Genomic DNA, 21,873 nt, shown 5'->3' with positions numbered 1-21,873 from the left:
GATTAGACCACGGGGTCGACGAGGGCTTCGAGCGCCGCCTTCGGGTTGTCGGCTTTCGCGACGCCAGAGGCGAGGAGGACCCCCTCTGCTCCGAGGCCAGCGGCGGCCTCGAGGTCCTCGCCGGTGGAGATACCGGCGCCACAGAGGACGGGCACGTCCGAAACGGACGCGGCAGCATCGACCGAGTCGGTGACGATGTCGGGGTCGGCTTTCGACACCGGCGTTCCGGTGCCGATGAGTTCCGGCGGTTCGACGGCGACGGCGTCGGGGTCGAGTGCGGCCACAGCCGCTATCTGCCGGGGGTTGTTCGCACAGACAACGGTTTCGAGGTCGGCGCGCTCGGCGGCCCGGAGCGATGCGTCGATGTCGGCCAATTTTAGCCGATTCTCCGAGTGGTTCAGAAGCGTCCCGATCGCGCCGGCGTCGGCGGCGGCCTCCGCGAGCGTCGACCCCGTGTGAGAGCCGTACTCGACGGGCGAGACGTGTTGGGCCCACGTCTCGACCCCCGTCTCGGCGACGCGGTCGAGGTGTGCGGCCTGCGGTGCGACGGCGATTCGGACGCCGGTGGCGTCGGCGACTTCGGCGGCCGCCTCCGCGACTTCGACGGGGTCACAGGGGTACGCCTTCAGGTTGACGAGGACGAACATAGCGGGAGGGCGGTTGCCGGCACAAAATAGTTGTCCATGCCGACCGCGTCAGCGGGAACCGTCGAGGTCGACGAACGCGTCGGCGTCGGCGGTCAGCCACGTCGACATCCGAGCGACGCCCGAGAGTCCCGGTGGATACACGGTCCGCCGGTCGGGCCGACCGTCGTACCGGACGAGGGCCGCCGTGAGCGTAATTGGCTGCTCGTGGTTTCGCGTTCGGTTCGTCCCGTCGAGTCCCTCGCCCGTGGTCGTCATCGACATCTCGATGGCCTATCTCCCGGCCCAAAACGGCTGCTAATTGCCCTCCACAGGGCTATTGAGCGTTCCAGAGACATCATATCCACGCCGCACACATCACGTTGAGTCGGCGAACGCGAATCCGCCGAGTACTGCTCCCCACCGAAGCGTCGACGGCGAGTCGTGAGAACGACGGATACACGGTGCCGGAGTCGCTACGCCGAGACATGAACGGACGCCGCGCGTGGGTGTCGGTCGACGGCGAACCGCGACTCGGGACGGTGGTCAGGTACTCGTACGCCCCGAAGACGGGGGCACCCCTTCTGGCCGTCGAGTTGGACGACCCGGTCGGCGACACCGACGAAGTGGTCGTGAACCCACAGATAGACGACGTACTGTTCGACAGCGACGCCTGAGATGGAGACGATTGCCCTCCCCGACGGACGCACGCTCGCCTACGACGAGTACGGCGACGCCGACGCGCCGCCGGTCGTCTTCTGTCACGGCACGCCCGGTTCGCGCCGCTCGGCGGCCCTCTTCGAGGACTGTTCGGCTCGTATCGTCGCCCCCGACCGCCCCGGTATCGGCGCCTCCGACCCCGACGCCGGACGCGACTTCGACTCGTGGCGCGAGGACGTGGCAGCGCTGACGGAGGAACTCGGCATCGACGAGTTCGGCGTCGTCGGGTTCTCCGGCGGCGGCCCATTCGCACTCGCTGCCGGAGACGCGCCGGGGGCAACGGCCGTGGGACTCCTCGCCCCCAGCGGCCCGCCCGAAGCCGGTCCGACCGACCCGCTCACGGTGGCCGGGCGGCACGCGCCGATACTGCTCCGTGGGCTCTTCGCACTCCAGCGTCCCATCGTCCGTTGGAACCCGGATGCCGCGCTGTCGCTGTACACCGACGCCGAACCCGCCTCGCTGTCGGTCCCCGACGGCGTCGACCCAATCGAGGTGTTCGCCGAGGACGCCCTGACCGCGAGCGAACAGGGTAGTAGGTGGCTCGCACGAGAGTTCGCACTGCTCAGCGAATCGTGGTCGGTTCCGAACCCTGAGGAACCCGTGAAAATCTGGTTCGGCGAGGACGACGAGAACGTTCCACCGTCGGTCGCGACGGCCGTCGCCGAGGCTACCGGTGCAGAAACCGTCGCGTTGTCGACGGACCACCTCGAAACGCTGTGCGAAGCGCGAGAAGACTGCGTCTCGTTCGTCAGTCCTTCCGCTTGACGACGTCGCCGAGGGTCGTCCCGCCCGTCGAGGACCCACCGGACCACTCGCTGTCGTCGGCCGACCCGCCTTCGGACAGCGTGATGTCGAGGGCCTTCTCGAGTTTGCGCTGGACTTTGTCACTCGGCAGTACGTCACCCCGCTCCAGTTTCCGGATGAGACTCGCCTTCTCGTTGAGCTGGTTCGCCAGTTCCTCCTGGGTGAGCCCCTCGGATTCCCGGGCGGTACGGATGCGGTCGTCGTAGTCGGTGACGACCTCGTCCATCTCGTCGAACATGTCGCGGCGTCGGCCACCACCGCCACCCGACGAGGACGAAGACGACGTGGAACTGGACGACGACGAGGACGACGAAGAGGACGACGTGGAGTACTTCGTCGAGGACGAGGACGTGTCCTGTGTCTGGACCTCCGTGCCGAAGTCCGCGCAGTCGTCGCACACGTCGAGTTCGGCCCCCTCGACCTTGACGGTCTTCGGCGACGCCGTCTCGGCGCCGCACATCTCACATTGTACCATACTCGCCCTTATCGTCGGGGCGCAAAAGGGTTTTCCGCCTACTCCAGGGCGACCATCGAGTAGTAGAACCGCTGGAGTGCGGTGACGTGACCGACGACGGCGAAGAAAACCAGCAGCCACCCCACGAGCGTCAATCCGTACGGTTCGGCGGTGTAGAAGGCGGCCGCGGCGGTGACGACGCCGATGATGGCCAACCGGTCCGCGCGGCCGACGAGGCCGCCGTACACCCGGTCGAGACCGACGGCCTGTGCCTGCGTCCCGAGATAGGAGGTCATCAACACGCCAGTAACCGCAAGGAAGCCGAGGAGGTACTCCTCGGTGCCGGCGGCCAGTCCGGCGATGATGACGATGTCGGCGTATCGATCCAGCACGTGGTCCAGGAGGTCGCCGGCTTTCGAGTCGGTTCCCTGCTGGCGGGCCAGCGCCCCATCTAAGAGGTCCAGCCAGCCGTTGACCAACACGAAGGCCGCACCGAGGAGGTACAGAAGCGGGTCCGGACGCCAGATCCCCGCCGCCGCCCCCGCCAGTGCGTAGGCGGTACCCGCGAAGACGGCGAAGCCGAAGGCGATGACGCTGACGCCGTCCGGCGACAGGCCGACGCGGTCGGCAGCGGTCACGAAGGGTTCGAGCATGCGGTCGGCCAGCGGCCGGAATTTATCGAGTGTCATAGGTAATCGAGGAACTCCACCTCCCCTGCCGTCGGCGCTCGCTCGCCGGCGATGACGGCTTCGATGTCGGCGGCGACTGCCTCGGGCGTTCTGTCGGTCGTGTCGATTTCGTAGACGCTATCGAGACCGTGGGCGTCGACGGCTTCGGAGAGAATTACGTCCAGTGCCTCCGCATCGGCGTTTTCTTCGGCCTTCGACTCGACCTCGCCGCGGTCCAGCAGTCGCTCCCGCAGCGTTTCGGGATGACACCGCAACACGACGACCCGGTCGGCATCAAGGTGGTGTGCGAGGTGGGATTCGACGAGTACGTCCTGGCGGTCGGCGAGTCGCTCGCGAAGCGCGTCGATGTCGGCGACGAGACTGCCGCGTTCGGGGTCCTCGCCGATCGCCAGTCCCTCATCACGAATCAGGTCGTTGAGGTGGACCACGTTGAGGTCGGTGTCGACGAGGTCGGTCGCAGTCGTCTTGCCCGTTCCCGGGGTTCCGGTGACGATGACCCTCATAATAGGTTGTTCAACACCTCTACGGCGCGTTTCGTCTCCTCGCGCGTACCGCAAGTGACACGGATACACTCCGGCAGGCCGAAGGAGGTGGTGTCGCGGACGATGACGCCCTCGCGTTGGGCCGCCTCGGCGACGGCCGTCCCGTCGCCGACCTCACACAGCACGAAGTTCCCCGAACTCTCCCAGGTGTGACAGTCGAGTTCGTCGTACATGTACTGTCGCGCCCAGCGTGCTCCCTCGACGGTCTTCTCGACGTGGTCCGGGTCGTCCAGTGCGGCGAGGCCGGCCCGGCAGGCGATCTCCGAGGCCGCAAACGGCGTGTTCACCCGGGCGTAGGCGTCGGCCCACTCGCGGGGGACGACGGCGTAACCGAGGCGGACGCCAGCCAGTCCGTACGCCTTCGAGAACGTCCGGAGGACGGCCACGTCGTCGCGTTCCTCGACGAGTGAGACCGCCGACGGGGAGTCGGAGAACTCGCCGTAGGCCTCGTCGACGACCACCAGCGTCTCCTCGTCGGTCGTGTCGGCGAGTGTCTCGACTTCCGACAGCGACATCTCGCTACCGGAGGGGTTGTGCGGACTGGTGATGTAGACGATGCGCTCGCCCTCGTAGTGTTGGAGGACCGCGTCCGCGGTTTGTTCGAAGTCCTCCGATTTCCGAATCGGATACTCCGAGACGGTACCATGGTGGTACCGGGCGCTCATCGCGTAGTAGGCGAAGCCGGGCTTGGAGACGAGGACACACTCGCCGGGGTCGAGCATGGCGCGGGCGAGGTAGTCCAGCGCGCCGTCGCCCCCGTTCGCGAGCCACACCTGTGAGGGCGTGACGGCCCACTGCTCGGCGAGCTCTTCACGGAGGTCCGCCGCCGACGACTTCGGGTACGTGTGGACGTTCGGGGCGTACTCCCGAATCGCCTCTGCCGCCTTCGGTGCGGGTCCGTAGGCGTTTTCGTTAGAGGAGAGTTTCACGAGAGATTCGGGGTCGAGACCCAACTCGCGGGCGACTTCCTCGACGCCCCGGCCGGCCTCGTAGGCGACGTGCGCCGACAGGTCCCGTGGTTCCATATCCAACGTTGTGTACGGCGGCCCATAAGTAGGCGTCCATCCGGTTCGGCCATCGGGGGTGCGACAACGCTTTTCACGGCGTCGTCCCACCGTCTACGGGATGACGGATTCAGCCGACGGACCGACGCTGCGGGTGAGCGTCGCCGGGGCGGCCGACCGGGACTCACTCGATGCCGTCCGCGACCGCGCCGAACGAACGGCGGTCGTCGAAACCGGATCGACGGGGGCGCCGAGCGGCCCTTACGCCTACGTGACAGTCGACGGTCGGACGGCGCTGTACGCCGCCGTCACAGACTCGACGCTCGAACGACTGGTCGACGCCTGCGAGGAGGGGTCACTTCCGACAGCGGAGGCCGAAGCAGTAACCGACGGCGACGGTCCACCGCGTCCGACCGAGGGACCGCTGTCGGTCGGCACGCGTCGCGTCCTCGAAGGTTGTGGCTGGCACGCTCCCACAGCGTCCCCCGACCCGGTCGCTCCCGAGGTTCGTGCCGACCCCGAGAGGGCATTCGAGACGGTCGAGGAAATCGGCCTGCTGGGCCGTGGACGCGCCGACGCGGCCGCGGACGAACCGCTCGCCGAATCGTGGGGACGGATACGCGAGACCGACGGCGACCCGGTCCTCGTTGTAAACGCAGCCGATGCCGACCCGGAGGCTCACGCGGACCGACTGTTGTGTGCGTCGGCCGCTGGACGACTGTACGACGCCGCGGACGCCGTCGCCGCCGTCGTCGGCGCCGAGGACGTTATCGTGTTGGCTCCTGCCGAGGACCCCCTCGTCGTCGAGCGCCTCGAAGCCGCCGGCGAATGGCACGTCGTCGCCGCCGAAGACGACTTCCGACTCGGCGAACCGACGATGGCGCTGGAGCGACTGGAGGGCAACGACCGCATCGAGGCGCGACGACGCCCGCCCGGCCCCGAGGAGTGGGGGCTGTACGGCCGGCCGACCGCCGTCCACACCCCGCGAACGCTGTTGCAGGCCGCCGAGTTCTGGCGAAATCCCGAAGCCTTCGACGCCGACACCGCCGACCCCGGAACGCGTCTCGTCTCCGTCGGGGGCGACGTGGCCGCCCCGACGACCATCGAGTTGCCGACCGACGTGCCATTGTCGAGAGCGCTTTCGGCGGTCGATTCGCCGGCGAACGCCCGGTTCGCCGTCGGCGGTCGTTTCGGCGGCCTAACCCGTTCGCTGGACGTTCCCGTGGCCGCGCCCGCGCTGAGCGCGGCCGGGCTTGGCACCGAGGGCGTCGTCGAAGTGCTCGGCCCCGACCGCTGTATCGTCGCCAGCGTCGGGGAACGCGCCGCTTTCGCCCGCGAGGAGAACTGCGGCCGGTGTGTCCCCTGTCGCGAGGGGTCGAAACAACTCCACGAGGCGCTTCGGGCGGTGTACGACGGCGAGTTCGACGCCGGCGAGATTCGGGAGTTGAGTCGCGTGATGGCGACGACGAGCCTCTGTACGTTCGGCGAAACCGCCGCTCGACCCGTCCGGACAGCACTGGAGGACTTCGAGGGTGAGTTCCGCGCTCACGCCGACGGCAGGTGTCCGGCCGGCGCCTGCGGGGGGATGCAATGAGCGCCGACGAACCCGGACCGACGCCAGGGATACCGGACATCGAGGACCCTCGGCCGTCGACGCCGCTGACCGAGGACTTCCGGACCGGAACTGCCAACGACCCGCCGAGGCAGGACTCGGAGACCGATGCCGCCGCGACGCTCACCGTCGACGGCGAGACGGTGGTCGTCCCGCCCGAATCGACGCTTCTGGACGCCGTCGAAGCCGCTGGAAGAGAGGTCCCGGCGCTGTGTCACTACGACCGGGAGACCGACGCCGGCGAGGAAATCGGCCCGCGGTCGACGTGTCGGACCTGCGTCGTCGAGTCCGACGGCGACCTCGTCGCCGCCTGCTCGACACCCGCCGAAGACGGACTCTCGGTCGAGACCACGGCTCCGGACGCCGAGGAGGCCCGCAGCGTCAACCTCGATTTGGTGCTCTCGAATCACAACCTCAGATGTACGACCTGCGGGAAGAACGGCCGCTGTGAACTGCAGGACGCCTCCATCGAGGCGGGGGTCTCCCATCCCCGCTACGGCGTCTTCGACGAACGTGACGAGTACGAACCGCTGGACGCCTCCTCGCCAATCAACATCGACCGCAACAAGTGCATCCTCTGTAACCGCTGTGTCGAGGCTTGCAACGATGTGCAAGTGGAGGGCGTCCTCCGTGTCGAGGGCACCGGCGAGGACACCCGAATCGGCTTCCAGACCGGCGCGGAGACGATGGCCGACTCGACGTGTGTCTCCTGTGGCCACTGCGCGACTGTGTGTCCGACCGGCAGCCTCGTCGAGGAGGGATTGGTCGACGCGACGACCCTCCCCTTGCCGGGATTCTCCCAGCGGAACTCCGTCGGCGAGGTGCTGGAGCGTGACGACGGTGATAGCAGCGGGACGGAAGCCGAACCGGGCGTCGACGGCTTCATGCAGCGAGCAAAGCGGCAGGCGACCGACGGCGCGAGGGGACTCGGCGCTCGCGCGATGAAGTTCGGCGAACACCTCGCCGAGGATATGGCGGCGACAGTCCTCTCGGAGGGGCTTCTCTTCGGTATCGCAAAGCGCGTCGGCGACGCTCGACTGAAACGCGTCGACGAAACGGAGACGACCTGTGGCTACTGTGCCGTCGGCTGCCGGTTCGACGTGTATTCGAAGGACGACTCGATACTCGGGGTCCGGGCGACGGACCTCGAAGCCGCCCCCGCAAACGACTTCTCGACCTGTGTCAAGGGGAAGTTCGGCTACGGCTTCGTCGAACGCGAGGACCGCCTGACGACGCCGCTGGTTCGCGAGGACGGCGAACTGCGAGAAGCCTCGTGGGAGGAGGCCCTCGACCGCGTGGCATCTGAACTGGGCGGCATCCGCGAGACAGGGGGCGTCGATTCGGTCGCGGCCTTCGCCTCCTCGAAGTGCACCAACGAGGACGACTACCTCCTCCAGAAGTTCGCCCGGACGGTACTGGAGACGCCGAACGTCGACAACTGCGCGCGACTGTGTCACTCCTCGACTGTCGCGGCGCTGCTCCAGACGGTCGGCTACGGCGCGATGTCCAACAGCATCGAGGACGTAGCCAACGCCGACGCCTACCTGCTGTCGGGGACGAACACCACCGAATCCCACCCAGTGCTGGCGACGAAAATCAAGCGGAACGTCCGCGACGGCGCCGACCTCGTCGTGGTCGACCCCCGGAAAGTCGACATCGCCGAACACGCCGACCAGTACCTCCGCTCGAACCCCGGCTACGACGTGGCGTGGCTCAACGGGATGGCCCGCTACATCATCGAGGAGGACCGCTACGACGCCGACTTCGTCGCGGAGAACGTCCAGGACTTCGAGGCGCTTCGAGAGAAGGTCGACCCCTTCACGCCCGAGGAAGTCGAGCGCCTGGCGGGCATCGCTCCCGAGGAGTTGAAACAGGCCGCCGAAACCATCGCCGAGGCCGACTCGGTCGTCTTCGGGTGGGCGATGGGACTCACTCAGCACAGCCACGGGACGAACAACGTGCTCGCGATGGCGAACCTCGCGCTGTTGACGGGCAACGTCGGCAAGCCGAACGCCGGCCTCTCGCCGTTCCGCGGCCACAACAACGTCCAAGGCGGTGGTGGCGACATGGGGACGCTGCCGAACAAACTCCCTGGCTACGGCGACGTGACCGACCCCGAGACGGTCGACCGCTACGAGGCCGAGTGGGACGTCCGCCCACCCGAGGAAATCGGCCTGAAGGTCACCGAGGTGTTCGAAGCTATCCACGCTGGCGACGTGCGCGGCCTGTTCGTGATGGGCGAGAACCCGGCGCTGTCGGAACCGGACATCCGCCACGCCGAGAGCGCCCTCGAGAAACTGGAGTTTCTCGCCGTGGTCGACATCTTCGAGACGGAGACGACAGACCACGCCGACGTAGTGTTGCCGGCCGCGTCCTTCGCCGAGAAGTCGGGGACGTTCACCAACACCGAACGGCGCGTCCAGATAGTCAATCCCGCCGTCGACCCGCCCGGTGAGGCTCGCCCCGACTGGCGTATCGTCCAGTCGCTGGCCAACCGAATGGGCGCGAACTGGAACTACGACGACTCAGCCGAAATCATGGACGAGATCGCCCGCGTCGCACCCATTTACGGCGGCATCAGTCACGACCGCATCGAACGCGAGGGTGGCCTCCAGTGGCCCTGCAGAGACGGAGCCGACCCCGGAACGAAATTCCTCTACGCCGACGGCTTCAACTTCGACGACGGGATGGCCCGGTTCGTCCCCGCGGATATGGGTGAACCCGGCGAACTCCCCAGCGAGGAGTTCCCCCTGACGCTGACCACCGGGCGCGTCCTGTATCACTTCCATACGGGGACGCTCACCCGCCGTGTCGACGCGCTGACCGACCACGTCGGCGAGAGTTTCGTCGAAATCAACCCCCAGACGGCGACGCGACTCGGCGTCACCGACGGCGAGACGGTTCGCGTCGAGTCCGAACGCGGCGCAATCGAGGTCCGGGCGTGGGTGACCGACCGCCCCGGCGACGGCGTCGTCTTCGTCCCGATGCACTTCGCCGACGGCGCGGCGAACGTCCTCACCGGCGAGCGCTACGACCCCACGAGCGGCATCCCCGAGTACAAGGTCGCGAGCGTCCGCGTGACACCGCTCGAAAGTGACGGCGAGAGCGCGACGGCACCCACCGATGACTGACGAGCGTACCGGCGTCGTCGTCGCTGGCGGTCGGTCAGTCCGCTTCGGGGCCCGCGACAAGACGGTCGCCGACCTCGCCGGAAAGCCGTTGATTCGGCACGCCGCCGAGGGACTGCTGGAAGCGGCCGACCGCCTCGTCGTCAACTGCCGGGCCGACCAGCGGGCGGCAATCGCCGAGGCACTGTCGGGACTGGACCCGACGTTCGCCATCGACGAGGAACCCGACAGGGGACCGGTCGGCGGCATCGCGACCGGGCTGAAAGCGGTCGAAACGCCCTACGCGGCCGTAGCCGCCGCCGACATGCCGCTGCTCGATTCCGGCCTCTTCGAGTATCTCTTCGAGCGCGCGGCGGGGCACGACACCGCCGTCCCTCGCCCCGGCGACTGGTTCGAGCCGCTGCACGCCGTCTACCGACCCGAACCGATGGCAGACGCCTGTGAAGCCGCCCTCGAAGAGGAGGACACCCGCATCATCGAACCGCTGTTCTCCTTGGACTACGTCGTCGTCGAGCGCAGCGATCTCACCGCCCACGGCAGTCTCGATAGTTTCGAGAGCGTCGACACGCCCGACGATTTGCAGTGGGCCGCCGAGCGACTCCGCGAGTAGGGCCACCCTCTTGTCATCGGAAACTGTCTGTCGGGTATGCCACGAACTGCAGTTATCGCCGGCGTCGGCCCCGGACTGGGTGCGTCGCTCGCCGAACGATTCGCGGAGGAAGGTTGTTCGGTCGCGTTGCTGGCGCGCTCGGAGGCGTACCTCGACGGACTCGCGGCCCGCCTCGACGAGGAGACGCCCGGCGAGGCACTCACCGTGCCGACGGACCTCGCCGAACCGTCCGACATCGAGGTCGCCTTCGCGGAGACGCGGGAGGCATTCGGCGACGTCGACGTGCTCGTCAATCACGCCTCGGCCGCGTCCTGGGACGGCCTCTTGGAGCAATCGACGGATGATTTCCGACGGGCGATGGCCGTCGGCCCGGAGGCGGCGTTCCGCTGCTCGCAGGAAGCCGTCTCGGATATGCTGGACGGCGACGGCGGAACGGTCATCTTCACGGGCGCGACGACCTCGGTCCGTGGGCGCGCGGGGTCGGTCGGCTTCAGCGCCGCGAAGTTCGCCTGCCGTGGCCTCGCGCAGTCGATGGCACAGGAACTCGGTTCCGAGGGTGTTCACGTCGCCCACGTCGTTCTCGACGGTGTCATCCGACCGCCGGACGGTGTCGAGGACGACGCAGACTCGTATCTGGACCCCGACGCCATCGCCGAGCGGTACTGGACGCTGGTCGAACAATCGACCGACACGATGGACTTCGAGGTTCACATCACGAACGGCAACGGAACCGTCGAGTTCCTGTGATCCAGGACGAGGAACTATGTCGTCCCGCCGTCACGAACACGTATGACCGAACGGACGGTCACCACGAGCGGGGCGGGGCGTACAGCAGCACAACCGGACATCGCGGAAGTCCGGCTGTGGGTGGCGGGACGGGACGACATCGCCGAAATCGCACACGAACGGGCCCGAGACACCGAAGCGTCGCTTCGGGCCGCGCTCTCTGCAGCCGACGTGCCGGAAGACTGCATCCGTCGGACCGACGCTCAAATCGAGGACAGGGACAACGGGTTCGAGATACACAGCGACGACCCCGAGTACCGAGCGGAGTTTTCGATGGTCGTCGACTGTGTTCCCGAACAGGCCGACGATATCGTGAGCGCAGTGCTCGATGCTGGCGATAGGTCCGGCATCGAGCGGATTAGTTTCGACGTCGGCGACGAGGAGCGACTACGTCTCGGCGAGAAAGCGCTCGACGATGCGATGGAGGTCGCACGCCGCAAGGCGGAAGCCATCGCGGCCGCCGAAGGCCTCACCGTCGGCGAGGTTTTGGAGGTGACGACAGACAACATGCCCAGTGGGATGGACAGTATCGTTGACGATGCACTCGGGTCGGCCGAATCGGGGTTCAACCCCGGGCCCGTCGAAATCGAAGCCTCCGTCAAGGCTACCTTCGAACTTCGGGACGGCGACTGACTCACCCAGTCAGTACGTCGACGACGTTCCGGAGGTCCATCCGCCCGAGAACGACCCGGTCGATTCGTGGGTGTTCGAGTACGTCCGTCGCGACTTCTCGGGCGGTCGTTTCCAACGATTCGTCGTCGACCATGTTCAAAAGCGGAACGACGCGGGCCCCATCGGGAACGCCCTTCAGGCCGCCGTCGTCGTGCGTCAGGACGGTCACGATGTCGTCCGGACGTATCTCTTCGCCGATATCGAGCCCGGTCAGTTCGGCGACGCGTTCGGGGCGGTGAACGCGCTTGTCGGTCAGCGGTTCGCCGACCGCGCGAACACTCGCGACGGGAACGACCACGTCGGCGGTTTCCGGTATCTGAGGTTCGTCGTCGGCCGGCGCCTTGAACCACCGGCGTCGTGCCCCGTCTGCCTTGATGAGTATCGGCGCGTCCGTCGCGTCGGTCAGTTTCTCGACCGTCGCCGTCTCGTAGCCGAGGTACCGCTCTCGGTCGCCGTCGCGTCCCGGGACGACGCCGAGTGGCCAGTCGTCAGGACCGGCGGCCTCGACGGCGCCGGCCGGGTCGTCGGTGACGACGAGACGACCCACGTGGCCCTCGAACGGCGGGATGCGAACCGTCGCGGTTACGACGGCCCGGTCGAGAGCGGCCGAAAGCGCATACAGCGTCGACTTCTTGCCGCCGGCACCGACGACGGCAACCGCACCCTCCGGGTCGAACGCCTCGTTGAGGTCCATACCGAGGCGACGACGGCCCGACACAAAACGGCTCTGCCGGTTCGGGTGTTTATTTGTGGTCGGCGTTCGGCGTTGGCGTATGGTCTTGGATACGATTATGTACACCCTGCACACGGCCTTCGCGTCGCTGTGGGCCGGGGCGGTCCTGTTCGTCGTCGCCGCCGTCCTTCCGCTTGCGATGGACGGCGACATCGCTCCCGAAAATTTCGGCAGTATCGTCTCGAAACTCCAGTGGGTGACGCGACTCAGCGTTCTCGTGACGTTCCTCACTGGCGGCCACCTCGCGGGGACGCTGTACTCCGTCGAATCGCTGACTGGAAGCGGAAGCGGTCACCTCGTCCTCACGATGCTGGCGCTGTGGCTCGCGCTCGCGGCGGTCGTCGAAATCGGTAGCGCCCGCGCACAGCGTGGCATCGAGTCGGGGAAAATCCGGGAACCGGCCCGCGACGCCCGGCCGTTCTATCTCGCCGCCGCCGTCTTCGCCGCGTTACTGCTCGTCGTCGCCGGGCTTCTGGGTGTTGCCGGTCGATACGGCCTGCCCTTCTAGGGAATCCGAATCTCGTTTTCGAGCGTCCCGACGCCCTCGACGGTCACCTCGACAGTGTCACCGTCGTCCAACGGGCCGACGCCCTCGGGCGTTCCCGTCGAAATCACGTCGCCGGGCTCCAGCGTCAGGTACGCCGTAATCTCCTCGATGAGCTCCGGCACCGAGAAGATGAACTGCTCCCGGGAGGAGTCCTGTCGGAGTTCGCCGTTGACCCGACACTGGACGGCGGCGTCGTCGGGCACCTCGTCGGGTGAGGCCACAACTGGGCCGATTGGTGCAGCGTCGTCGAAGGCCTTCCCTCGGACCCAGTTGGTCTCGACGGACTGGTCGTCGCGGTTCGAGAGGTCGTTCACGCAGGTGTACCCCGCGATGACCGACTCGGCGTCGTCGGCGTCGACGTTCCGACAGCGCTCGCCGACGACGACGCCCAACTCGGCCTCGTAGTCGAGTCGCTGCTTGTCGGGCAGCAACTCGACGGTCTGGCCGTGGCTGGCGACCGCGTTCGGCGGTTTGAGGAACAGAAGCGGGCGGTCGGGGACCTCCTTGCCCTGTTCGGCGGCGTGGTCGGCGTAGTTGAGGCCGACACAGACGATTTTCGAGGGGTCACACGGCGGCAGTATCTCGACATCGTCGGCGGCGACCGTTTCCTCGCCGAGGTCGATTCGCCCCTCGTCTACCGGATAGGCGTCGATTTCGGCGCCGGCCTCGTCGGTCCACTCGCCGCGGCGCACCGTCCCTTCGGGGTCGCGGAATCGGACGTATCTCATATCGGCGTCCGACGGCCGGCCGTGGCTTAAGCGTTCGCGGTTCCAGTAGCCTGCCCCCACGCTTTTTGAGCCGGCAGCGACGGCTGCCGTGAGTAGCCGCGCGGTGTCGCTCTATCCACGGCGGCGTCAAGGCGCTCGCGGATAGACCCACATTATTAATTAGGTTGGTCCCGAATCATGGACGGTATGAGTACTGATAACTCTACTCATGGTTCCGAGGAGCATGGCCACGAACACCACGAAGTCGAGGGGCCGGGGTATCCGACGCCGGCCGCGATGCGAACCGAGAGCAGTCGGGAGAAGACGGCCTACGTGATGGCGCCACGAGTCGGCATGGAGAACGACGGGCCGGATTTCGTCGGCATCGTCGACCTCGACCCCGATTCGGAGACGTACAGTGAACTCATCGACGTGATAGAGATGCCCAACAAGGGCGACGAACTGCATCACTTCGGCTGGAACGCCTGCTCGTCGTCCTGTCACGCCGAGGGGCTGTCCCGACAGTATCTGGTCGTCCCCGGCCAACGGTCCTCACGCATCCACATCATCGACGCCGAAGACCCACGAGACCCCGAGATGGTGAAGGTCATCGAACCCGAAGAGGTGTTCGAGTACAACCTCTCGGCACCGCACACCGTCCACTGTGTCCCCGGTGGGAAAATCGTCATCAGTATGCTGGGCGATTCCGACGGTAAACTCCCCGGTGGCTTCCTCCAGTTGGACCAGGAGGATTTCAGCATCGACGGCCACTGGGAGGCCGGCCGCGGCGAGATGGAGATGAACTACGACTACTGGTACCAGCCACGGCACGACGTCCTCATCTCAAGTGAGTGGGCCGCACCGAACACGTACTATCCGGGGTTCGACCTCGACGACGTCGAGAACGGCAAGTACGGCGACAGTATCCACATCTGGTCGTGGAACGACCGCGAGCACCAACAGACGCTCACCTTCGGCGAGCAGGGTCGGATTCCGCTCGAAGTTCGGATGAGCCACAACCCCGAGGAAACGCAGGGATACGTCGGAGCGGCGCTGTCCTCGAACGTCATCCGCTTCTACGAGACCGACGACGGACGGTGGGACTGGGACGTCGTCATCGACGAGGATGCCCGGGAACACGAGGACTGGGACATGCCGGTCCCGCCGCTCATCACGGACCTCCTGTTGTCGCTGGACGACCAGTACCTGTTCTTTTCGAACTGGCTCCACGGGGACGTGCGGATGTACGACGTGAGTGATGCGGGTAATCCGCGACTGGTCGACCAGGTGTGGGCCGGCGGCCTCTTCGGCGACCGACAGGAGGTCGGAGGCGAGGAGATACGCGGCGCACCACAGATGCTCCAGCTCTCGCGAGACGGCCGGCGACTCTACTGGACGACGTCGCTGTTCTCCTCGTGGGACAACCAGTTCTTCCCTGACATCGCCGAGGAGGGGTCGCTGATGCTGAAAGCAGACGTGTACCCCGAGGAAGGGCGGATGGAGTTGGACGAGGAGTTCCTCGTCGACTTCGGCGACGCACCGGGTGGACCCGCACGCGCCCACGAGATTCGCTGGCCCGGCGGCGACTGCACCAGCGACGTCTGGCAGTGAATGCTCGCCCCGGAGACGGCCACCGATGTCGTCGAACTCGTCTGGCCGGATGGACGGACCGAGACGGTTCGGGTCGGCAGCGGTGAAGCCGTCGTCGACGCCGCCGAGCGGGCCGGCGTGGCCCTTCCGTACGGCTGTCTCTACGGTGCTTGTGGCACCTGCACCGCGGAACTACTCGAAGGCGAGATGAGCCATCGGAAGCCCCCTCGGGCGCTGAAACCCCGCTCGCTCGAAGCCGGGTACGTCCTGCCGTGTATCGCCACACCCGAATCCGACTGCCGACTGCGCGTCGGCCACGAGATTCAGGCCGAAGTCGTCGGCACTCCCTGGAAGTGAGAACGATTGAAACGGAACCGTTCGTCGGTCAGAGTCGCTTCCGCATCTCGCGGTGGGGGATACCGGCGTCTTCGAACTCTTCGCTCGTCACCTCGTAGTCGAGGCGTTCGTAGAAAGCGACGACCGGGACCTGTGCGTGGAGAACGACCTCGTCGTAGCCGCGGTCGGCGGCCTCCGTTTCGAGCGCCTCCATCAGTGCTCGGCCGAGGCCGGTTCCGCGGTGCGATTCGACGACGGCGACCCGCTCGGCCTTCGCCGTCGTCTCGTCGTAGGCCCGCATCCGCGCCGCCCCGACTGCCGTTCCCTCGTCGGTCGCGAGGAAGTGTATCGCCTCGTCGTCTTTGCCGTCGAGTTCCCTGTGTTCGGGGACGCCCTGTTCGTCGATGAACACCTCGCGTCGGACTGCGAGGGCGTCGTCCAGTTCACTGTCGGTTTCGACCCGGCGAACGTCCATACGCGAGGCGTGTGCGCCGAACGGCCTGACGTTTCCGGTCGTCGTATTTCCCCCTCGCGCTTGCGGTATCTGAGCGGCACCCACGCTTAATACGCTGACGGGAGTAGTCCAAGGCGCAATGGAACTCACCTACTACGGCCACTCGACGTGGCACGTCACGGTCGACGACACCGACCTGCTCATCGACCCGTTCTTCGAAAACCCGATGACTGACACCGACCCGGAGGAGGTAGACCCCGATTACGTCCTGTTGACCCACGGCCACGCCGACCACATCGGCGACGCCGACCGCTTCTCGGGGGCGACGCTGGTCGCCGTGCCCGAACTCGTCAGTTATGCCGAGGACAACTTCGGCTACGACAGCGCCGTCGGGGGGATGGGAATGAACCTCGGAGGAACCGTCGAGTGCGGCGACGCGTGGGTGACGATGGTTCGGGCCGACCACACCAACGGCATCGAAACCGACTACGGTGCCTCGGCGGGGATGCCGGCCGGTTTCGTCATCAGCGACAAGAAGCCGACACAGGAGTCCGACCCCGACACCACCACGTTCTATCACGCCGGCGACACCAGTCTCATGGTCGAGATGCGCGAGGTCATCGCCCCGTTCCTCGAACCCGACTTCGCGGCGCTTCCCGCCGGCGACCACTTCACGATGGGGCCGGCCCAAGCCGCCATCGCAGCCGACTGGCTGAGCGTCGACTACGCCTGCCCGATGCACTACGACACGTTCCCGCCGATAGAAATCGACACGGAGGATTTCGAGCGCGAACTGAAGGCTACGGGCGCCGGCGCCGAAGCCGTCATCCTCGACGGCGACGAGTCCTACACCCTGTAGGCGTCCGAGGGCTACACCGCCTTTTTATACTCGCCGGCCGATTGTTCGTTCGCAATGGCTGACATCGAGACCACTACGGTCAACGAAGAGAAGTTTCACGCACTGAGCCGGGCCGGCGATTTCGAGTTGAGCATCGACGCCACGGGGTCGGACGGCCCCACACCGAACGAGGTACTCGTCGCCGACTACGCCTCCTGTTTCAGTTTCGCCTGCCGAGCGGGCGCCCAGCGCGAACTCGACATCGACCTCGGTAAAATTGAAGCCGAGGCCGAAGCCGCCCTCGACGACGACGACGACCTCGAATCCATCGCCTTCCACCTCCACATCGAAGCGGACCTCGACGACGAGCAAGTCGAGAACGTCATCGAGTTGGGCGAGGAGATCTGTCACGTCCACGCCGCGGTCCGTGAGGGGCTCCAGGCCGACATCGACGTGACGGCAGGCGCTTTCTAACGCGGGGTTCGCGTTTCAGAACTGCTTGAGGTTCTGGAGGTCGTGTTCGGTTCGAGCGAACTCCGAGAGCCGTCTGCTCGCGTGACAGTTCGGGCAGTGGAACGTCCGGCCGGGGTCGGGCAACTCACTCGGGGAATCCTGCCAGTTCTTACCGCACTCGGGACACAGCAGTCGGACGTACGTTTCCATACCTCCGGCAACGGCGGGCAGGTATGAAAACCTTTGTCACGATTCAGTCGTCGCCGACGACGACAGCGGGGGCAAGCGTCTCGTTGATTCGGCGGCCGTACTCGCTTGCGTCGATGTCGCCGGAGACGTAGGCGCTTGCCCAGGCTCCCTCGGCGTACCACGTCAGCGTCCGGTCGGCATAGGCGATGCTGTCGAGTTTCTCGACGGTCCATCCCTCGCCGACCCGGTCGGCGAAGGCGACGGCGACGGCACCGAGGTCGTCGCCGACGCTGTCGCTGTCGTACTCCACCGAGACGACGCCCGAATCCAACGCCAACGCGTCGAGTGTGACACCGCTGGATTCGACGTCGTCACGAAACGCCGCCCTGTGGTCGACATCGTCGCCGAGACAGCCGGCGAGGGCCGCCGTCGCTGCAGTACCCGAACCGACGATGAACTCCCGTCGTCGCATACGCTACGCTGTGTGGCATCAGTAAAAGCGATTGAAAACGTTTCACGCTGCGAATCGAGCGATGAATCCGAACCCGATTAGGCCGTTACGACGTCGCCGGCCTCCAGCAACTCTTTGTATCGGTTACGGATGGTGACCTCCGAAATGTCGGCCACCTCGCTGACGTCGCTCTGAGTGACCTTCTCGTTGCAGAGCAGCGCGGCGGCGTACACCGCGGCGGCGGCGAGGCCGACCGGCGACTTCCCCGAAAGGATGCCGTCCTCGCGGGCGGCGTCGATGAGGTCTCGGGCCCGACGCTCGACTTCATCCGAGAGGTCGAGGTCGCTAACGAACCGGGGGATGTAGCTCTCGGGGTCGGCCGGCTTGACCTCGAGGTTCAGCTCGCGAATGATGTAGCGGTAGGTCCGCGTGAGTTCCATCTTGTCGACGCGGGAGACGCGTTCGACCTCGTCGAGGCTGCGGGGGACGCCGGCCTGTCGGGCGGCGGCGTACAGCGATGCCGTGGCGACGCCCTCGATGGAGCGGCCGGGCAGGAGGTTGTCCTGCAGCGCTCGGCGGTAGATGACCGAGGCTGTCTCGCGGACGTTCTCGGGGAGGCCGAGCGCACTCGCCATACGGTCGATTTCGCCGAGTGCCTGCTTGAGGTTGCGCTCCTTGGAGTCACGGGTGCGGAACCGCTCGTTCCAGGTGCGGAGCCGCTGCATCTTCTGGCGCTGGCGACTCGACAGGGAGTTGCCGTAGGCGTCTTTGTCCTGCCAGCCGATGTTCGTCGACAGCCCCTTGTCGTGCATCATCTTCGTCGTCGGGGCGCCGACGCGGGATTTGCTGTCCTTTTCGGCTGAATCGAAGGCCCGCCACTCCGGCCCGCGGTCGATTTCGTCCTCCTCGACGACCAGTCCGCACTCGCTGCAGACCGTCTCGCCGTGTTCGGTGTCCGATTCGAGGCGGGCGCCACACTCCGGACACACCGTCGTGTCTTCGTGTTCGTGCTCGTCGGCTCGCTCGGTCGTCGTCTCGGTACTTCGCTCGTCGGTGTAGGTTCGGATGCTTGTATCGCTCATTGTATGGGTTACGCCCGTCTCCGGAGGTGGAAAACCCGAAGAAATCCGGTATCGGACTGTTGCTAACAGTATGTTAGTCCGAAAGGTACTTAAACCTTTCGCAGGCGTGTGGCTCGAATACACCGATATCGGGCAGTAGAGACAGTATTGTGTGTTACCGTATGTCGTGTGGCATCCTTTGCCCAACGATTGTTAGTGATAAATGTTGCTACGAGCGCTGGACACCACATAAAAACCGCCACGGCGGCCGGCCCGCCGTTTCCGAGTCGGACGCGGCGTCGCGTCCGTCGTCAGTTCAGTCGGCGAGCGGCCAGCACCGAGCCGAGGATGGCGAGCAGCGCGACGACCGCACCGAAGCCGGCGCCGTCACCACTGGAACCACCGTCGGTTTCGGTCATGTCGTCCATACCGTCCGTCTCGGTCGTCTCGCCCATGCCGCCTTCGACCGTCAGCGAGGCGTCGTCGAGGACGATGTCGCCACCCTCCGTGGTGTAGGGGTCGTCCTCGCCGCCTTCGGTGTCGACGAAGTCGTACTCCTGATTGCCGTTCGTATCGAGATGCGGCATCGCGACGGCGGTGCCGTCCCCCTCGTACGGCGTATCCAGGCTGACTTCGATATCGGAGTGGTCGCCGGATTCGAGGTACTCGCTGGTGCCGCGAACGCTGTCGAAGGTCGCACCGTCAAGGAGCGTCCCGTCGTGAATCGTCACGAACCCACCCTGCGAGAGGGAGGCGCTGTCGACGGTGACGGACTCGCCGTCGGTCGTCTGGTCGGAGATGGAGACGCTCGCCTCCGGGACTGCACTCACCGTCGCGGGGGCCACGTTGGCGTTACCAGCGACCGTGTACGGTGCGTCGTCTGCGGCTTCGCTGGTGACGAAGTCGTAGGCCTCGTTGCCGTTCGTATCGAGATGCGGCATCGCGACGAAGGTGTCCTCGCCGCCGGGCACCTCGTCGATAGAGACGCTGACGTTCTCGTGTGTGCCGGGGCCGAGGTACTCACTGGTGCCACGGACGCTGTCGAAGACCGCGCCGTCGAGCACCGTCGAGTCGTGCAGCGTGACGAAGCCGCCGTTGTGCAGCGTGACGCTGTCGATGGTGACGGTGTCGGAAACGTCCTCCTGACCGGTGAACGTCACCTGTGCCTGCACGCTCGCTCGGTACGTGTCCACGACTGCGTTGCCGTTGGCAGTGTAGGGGCCGTCGTCGGCGCCTTCACTGGTCACGAAGTCGTACTCCTCGTTGCCATTGGTGTCCCGGTGGGCCATCGGAATGGCCGTCTGGGAGGTCTTCATCGGTTCGTCCAACGTGACCTCCACGTCGGAGTGGAAGCCGGCTTCGAGGTACTCGCTGGTGCCGCGGACGCTGTCGAACGTCGCCCCGCCGAGCAGCGAACTGTCGTGAATCGTCACGAAGCCGCCCTCCGAGAGGTCGACGTGGTGAACCGCCACGGTGTTGCCGTTGGATTCCTGCTGGGAGCCGGAGACCAGCGCCGACACCGTCGCGTTGGCGGTGTCGACGACGGCGTCACCGGAGTCGGTCGTGTAGGGACCGTCCTGTTGGCCCTCACTGTCCGGGAAGTCGTAGGCCTCGTTGTTGTTGGTGTCCTGGTGAGCCATCGGGACGAGCGTGTCGTCCTCTTCGAGCGGCTCGTCGAGGGTCACGTGGATGTCCTCGTGCGTACCGGGCGCGAGGTACTCGCTCGTGCCGCGGACGCTGTCGAAGACATCGCCGTCGAGTACCGTCGAGTCGTGAACCGTCACGAACCCGCCGTTCGGCAGGAACGCCTCGTCGACCACGACGAAGTTCCCGCCCGTGTTCGTGTCGTTCATCGAGACGCTAGCCTCGTCGGTGGGCGTCACTGCCGCCGTGTCGACCGCGATGTCGAAGTCGGAGTTGGGGTCCTCGAACGGCCCGTCCTCGTCGCCCTCGCTGGTGACGAAGTCGTACTCGCCGTTGTCGTTGGTGTCCTTGTGCGGCATCGGGATGATGGTGTCCTCGTTGTCGAGCTCGTCGTCGAGTTCGACCCGGACGTCCTCGTGGACGCCCGCAGAGAGGACGTCGCTGACGCCGCGGACGCTGTCGAAGGTGTTGCCGTCCAGAAGCGAACTGTCGTGAATCGCCACGAAGCCGCTCTCGGAGAGTTCGACGCGGTCGACGGAGACCGACGAGCCGCCGGTCGACTGGTCGGACATGGCCACCGTCGCGCTGGCGGTCACGTTCGCGCTGTCGATGACGATGTCGCCGTCCTCGTTCGTCGAGGGGCCGTCTTCCTCGCCACCGCTGGAGACGAACTCGTAGGTTCGGTCGCCGTCGGTGTCGAGATGCGGCATCGCGATGAGCGTGTCGTCCTCTTCGAGCGGCTCGTCCAGCGTCACGGTGACGTTGCTGTGATTGCCGGCTTCGAGATAGCCGGACGTGCCACGGACACTCGTGAGCACCGCCTCGCCGCCGTCGTTGAGGCTGGAGTCGTGAATCGCGACGAACCCGCCTTCGGGCAGGTACACGTCGTCGACGACGACCGTGTGGCCGCCGCTGGTCTGGTCTGAAATCGATGCTGAAGCTACGTGGTTTGCCGACACGACGCCCGCTCCCGCGGTCGCGACGCTCGCGACCATGAGCAGAGTCATGACGACTGCACCTATGCGTCGATGCATGGCACACTGTTCCGAGAAGTATAAAAAGGCATTTGCCGAACTGACACCCAAATTCGACCCACAGCAGTCCGGATTACCGCCCTCTTTGCCGGTTCTCGGTGTGAATGTGGGAACTCTCGTCGCAAGCTGGAGAATAAAAACGTATTGGCCGAACAGCGCGAAAAGTTAGGTGGATGACGGGGACCTGAAGCG

Annotated in this window: 26 protein-coding genes; 12 read left to right on the top strand and 14 right to left on the bottom strand. The window is 66.1% G+C overall.

What is annotated here, in order from left to right; translation table 11 throughout:
* Positions 1-2 precede the first annotated feature (2 nt).
* The 3 genes from tpiA to HWX69_RS18280 all read right to left on the bottom strand — a co-directional run bounded on the left by tpiA (position 3) and on the right by HWX69_RS18280 (position 1,113).
* Entirely contained in the window at positions 3-647 is a 645-nt protein-coding gene (gene tpiA, locus HWX69_RS10895) for a triose-phosphate isomerase (RefSeq protein ID WP_178917128.1), read from the bottom strand.
* Positions 648-695: 48 nt separating this feature from the next.
* Entirely contained in the window at positions 696-902 is a 207-nt protein-coding gene (locus tag HWX69_RS10890; protein WP_178917127.1) for a DUF7511 domain-containing protein, read from the bottom strand.
* Between the two features lie 79 nt (positions 903-981).
* Positions 982-1,113 carry a hypothetical protein gene (locus tag HWX69_RS18280; RefSeq protein ID WP_281361569.1) on the bottom strand — a complete coding sequence of 44 codons (132 nt, stop codon included), beginning with the start codon at positions 1,111-1,113 and terminating at the stop codon, positions 982-984.
* Here HWX69_RS18280 and HWX69_RS10885 point away from each other — a divergent pair.
* Together HWX69_RS10885 and HWX69_RS10880 are read left to right on the top strand one after the other, a co-directional pair.
* The gene (locus tag HWX69_RS10885) at positions 1,112-1,300 is read left to right on the top strand and encodes a hypothetical protein (RefSeq protein WP_178917126.1); all 189 of its coding nucleotides are present in this window, start codon (positions 1,112-1,114) and stop codon (positions 1,298-1,300) included. The genes HWX69_RS18280 and HWX69_RS10885 overlap by 2 nt on opposite strands.
* 1 nt (position 1,301) lies before the next feature.
* Positions 1,302-2,108 (top strand): alpha/beta fold hydrolase, encoded by an 807-nt coding sequence (locus HWX69_RS10880; RefSeq protein ID WP_178917125.1) that lies wholly within the window; start codon positions 1,302-1,304, stop codon positions 2,106-2,108.
* Here HWX69_RS10880 and HWX69_RS10875 read toward each other — a convergent pair.
* From HWX69_RS10875 to hisC, 4 genes are read right to left on the bottom strand one after another with little or no spacing between them, the layout of a single operon-like run.
* Entirely contained in the window at positions 2,092-2,622 is a 531-nt protein-coding gene (locus tag HWX69_RS10875) for a multiprotein bridging factor aMBF1 (RefSeq protein WP_178917124.1), read from the bottom strand. The genes HWX69_RS10880 and HWX69_RS10875 overlap by 17 nt on opposite strands.
* Positions 2,623-2,660: 38 nt before the next feature.
* Positions 2,661-3,290: a CDP-alcohol phosphatidyltransferase family protein gene (locus tag HWX69_RS10870; protein WP_178917123.1), complete on the bottom strand. Its 630-nt coding sequence runs from the start codon at positions 3,288-3,290 to the stop codon at positions 2,661-2,663.
* Positions 3,287-3,793 carry an adenylate kinase family protein gene (locus tag HWX69_RS10865; RefSeq protein WP_178917122.1) on the bottom strand — a complete coding sequence of 169 codons (507 nt, stop codon included), beginning with the start codon at positions 3,791-3,793 and terminating at the stop codon, positions 3,287-3,289. The genes HWX69_RS10870 and HWX69_RS10865 overlap by 4 nt, the downstream gene beginning before the upstream one ends.
* Entirely contained in the window at positions 3,790-4,857 is a 1,068-nt protein-coding gene (hisC, locus tag HWX69_RS10860; RefSeq protein WP_178917121.1) for a histidinol-phosphate transaminase, read from the bottom strand. The genes HWX69_RS10865 and hisC overlap by 4 nt, the downstream gene beginning before the upstream one ends.
* A gap of 100 nt (positions 4,858-4,957) precedes the next feature.
* Here hisC and HWX69_RS10855 point away from each other — a divergent pair, with 100 nt between their 5' ends.
* The 5 genes from HWX69_RS10855 to HWX69_RS10835 are packed head-to-tail and all read left to right on the top strand — an operon-like array spanning position 4,958 to position 11,605.
* Complete coding sequence (locus tag HWX69_RS10855; protein WP_178917120.1) at positions 4,958-6,430, top strand: NADH-ubiquinone oxidoreductase-F iron-sulfur binding region domain-containing protein; 1,473 nt, start codon at positions 4,958-4,960, stop codon at positions 6,428-6,430.
* Positions 6,427-9,579 carry a formate dehydrogenase subunit alpha gene (gene fdhF, locus HWX69_RS10850; RefSeq protein ID WP_178917119.1) on the top strand — a complete coding sequence of 1,051 codons (3,153 nt, stop codon included), beginning with the start codon at positions 6,427-6,429 and terminating at the stop codon, positions 9,577-9,579. Before HWX69_RS10855 ends, fdhF begins: the two co-directional genes overlap by 4 nt.
* Positions 9,572-10,186, top strand: a complete 615-nt coding sequence (mobA, locus tag HWX69_RS10845) for a molybdenum cofactor guanylyltransferase (RefSeq protein WP_178917118.1) — start codon at positions 9,572-9,574, stop codon at positions 10,184-10,186. The genes fdhF and mobA overlap by 8 nt, the downstream gene beginning before the upstream one ends.
* 36 nt (positions 10,187-10,222) lie before the next feature.
* Entirely contained in the window at positions 10,223-10,933 is a 711-nt protein-coding gene (locus tag HWX69_RS10840) for an SDR family NAD(P)-dependent oxidoreductase (protein ID WP_178917117.1), read from the top strand.
* A 42-nt stretch (positions 10,934-10,975) separates the two neighbouring features.
* Positions 10,976-11,605 (top strand): SIMPL domain-containing protein, encoded by a 630-nt coding sequence (locus tag HWX69_RS10835; protein WP_178917116.1) that lies wholly within the window; start codon positions 10,976-10,978, stop codon positions 11,603-11,605.
* Position 11,606: 1 nt separating this feature from the next.
* Here the strand turns inward: HWX69_RS10835 and yqeC are convergent, their stop codons facing one another.
* Positions 11,607-12,338 (bottom strand): selenium cofactor biosynthesis protein YqeC, encoded by a 732-nt coding sequence (gene yqeC, locus HWX69_RS10830; RefSeq protein WP_178917115.1) that lies wholly within the window; start codon positions 12,336-12,338, stop codon positions 11,607-11,609.
* Positions 12,339-12,417: 79 nt separating this feature from the next.
* On the opposite strand from yqeC, the gene HWX69_RS10825 reads away from it, so the two are divergent.
* The gene (locus HWX69_RS10825) at positions 12,418-12,885 is read left to right on the top strand and encodes a transporter (protein WP_178917114.1); all 468 of its coding nucleotides are present in this window, start codon (positions 12,418-12,420) and stop codon (positions 12,883-12,885) included.
* Here the strand turns inward: HWX69_RS10825 and HWX69_RS10820 are convergent.
* Positions 12,882-13,652 (bottom strand): fumarylacetoacetate hydrolase family protein, encoded by a 771-nt coding sequence (locus HWX69_RS10820; RefSeq protein ID WP_178917113.1) that lies wholly within the window; start codon positions 13,650-13,652, stop codon positions 12,882-12,884. The genes HWX69_RS10825 and HWX69_RS10820 overlap by 4 nt on opposite strands.
* Positions 13,653-13,838: 186 nt before the next feature.
* Between HWX69_RS10820 and HWX69_RS10815 the strand changes: the two genes are divergently transcribed.
* Positions 13,839-15,242, top strand: a complete 1,404-nt coding sequence (locus HWX69_RS10815; RefSeq protein WP_178917112.1) for a selenium-binding protein SBP56-related protein — start codon at positions 13,839-13,841, stop codon at positions 15,240-15,242.
* A complete protein-coding gene (locus HWX69_RS10810; protein ID WP_178917111.1) occupies positions 15,243-15,578 on the top strand; it encodes a 2Fe-2S iron-sulfur cluster-binding protein in 336 nt (111 codons plus the stop codon).
* Positions 15,579-15,606: 28 nt separating this feature from the next.
* On the opposite strand, the gene HWX69_RS10805 is transcribed toward HWX69_RS10810, so the two are convergent.
* Positions 15,607-16,032, bottom strand: coding sequence for a GNAT family N-acetyltransferase (locus HWX69_RS10805; protein ID WP_178917110.1), 426 nt, complete (start codon positions 16,030-16,032; stop codon positions 15,607-15,609).
* A gap of 118 nt (positions 16,033-16,150) precedes the next feature.
* Here HWX69_RS10805 and HWX69_RS10800 point away from each other — a divergent pair, with 118 nt between their 5' ends.
* Together HWX69_RS10800 and HWX69_RS10795 are read left to right on the top strand one after the other, a co-directional pair.
* Positions 16,151-16,870 carry a metal-dependent hydrolase gene (locus tag HWX69_RS10800; RefSeq protein ID WP_178917109.1) on the top strand — a complete coding sequence of 240 codons (720 nt, stop codon included), beginning with the start codon at positions 16,151-16,153 and terminating at the stop codon, positions 16,868-16,870.
* Positions 16,871-16,924: 54 nt separating this feature from the next.
* Positions 16,925-17,323, top strand: coding sequence for an OsmC family protein (locus HWX69_RS10795; RefSeq protein WP_178917108.1), 399 nt, complete (start codon positions 16,925-16,927; stop codon positions 17,321-17,323).
* A gap of 15 nt (positions 17,324-17,338) precedes the next feature.
* On the opposite strand, the gene HWX69_RS10790 is transcribed toward HWX69_RS10795, so the two are convergent.
* The 4 genes from HWX69_RS10790 to HWX69_RS10775 all read right to left on the bottom strand — a co-directional run bounded on the left by HWX69_RS10790 (position 17,339) and on the right by HWX69_RS10775 (position 21,681).
* Positions 17,339-17,512, bottom strand: a complete 174-nt coding sequence (locus tag HWX69_RS10790) for a DUF7836 family putative zinc-binding protein (protein ID WP_178917107.1) — start codon at positions 17,510-17,512, stop codon at positions 17,339-17,341.
* A gap of 43 nt (positions 17,513-17,555) precedes the next feature.
* Entirely contained in the window at positions 17,556-17,963 is a 408-nt protein-coding gene (locus HWX69_RS10785) for a hypothetical protein (protein WP_178917106.1), read from the bottom strand.
* Between the two features lie 77 nt (positions 17,964-18,040).
* Positions 18,041-19,024, bottom strand: a complete 984-nt coding sequence (locus HWX69_RS10780; protein WP_178917105.1) for a transcription initiation factor IIB — start codon at positions 19,022-19,024, stop codon at positions 18,041-18,043.
* Positions 19,025-19,314: 290 nt separating this feature from the next.
* Positions 19,315-21,681: a DUF7282 domain-containing protein gene (locus HWX69_RS10775; RefSeq protein WP_218644780.1), complete on the bottom strand. Its 2,367-nt coding sequence runs from the start codon at positions 21,679-21,681 to the stop codon at positions 19,315-19,317.
* Between the last annotated feature and the right edge of the window lie 192 nt (positions 21,682-21,873).

The sequence above is a fragment of the Natronomonas gomsonensis genome (assembly GCF_013391635.1).
In the GTDB taxonomy this organism is placed as follows: domain Archaea; phylum Halobacteriota; class Halobacteria; order Halobacteriales; family Haloarculaceae; genus Natronomonas; species Natronomonas gomsonensis_A.
The sequence above is the reverse complement of the archived record's forward strand: the minus strand, read 5'-3'. Positions and strand labels throughout refer to the sequence as shown.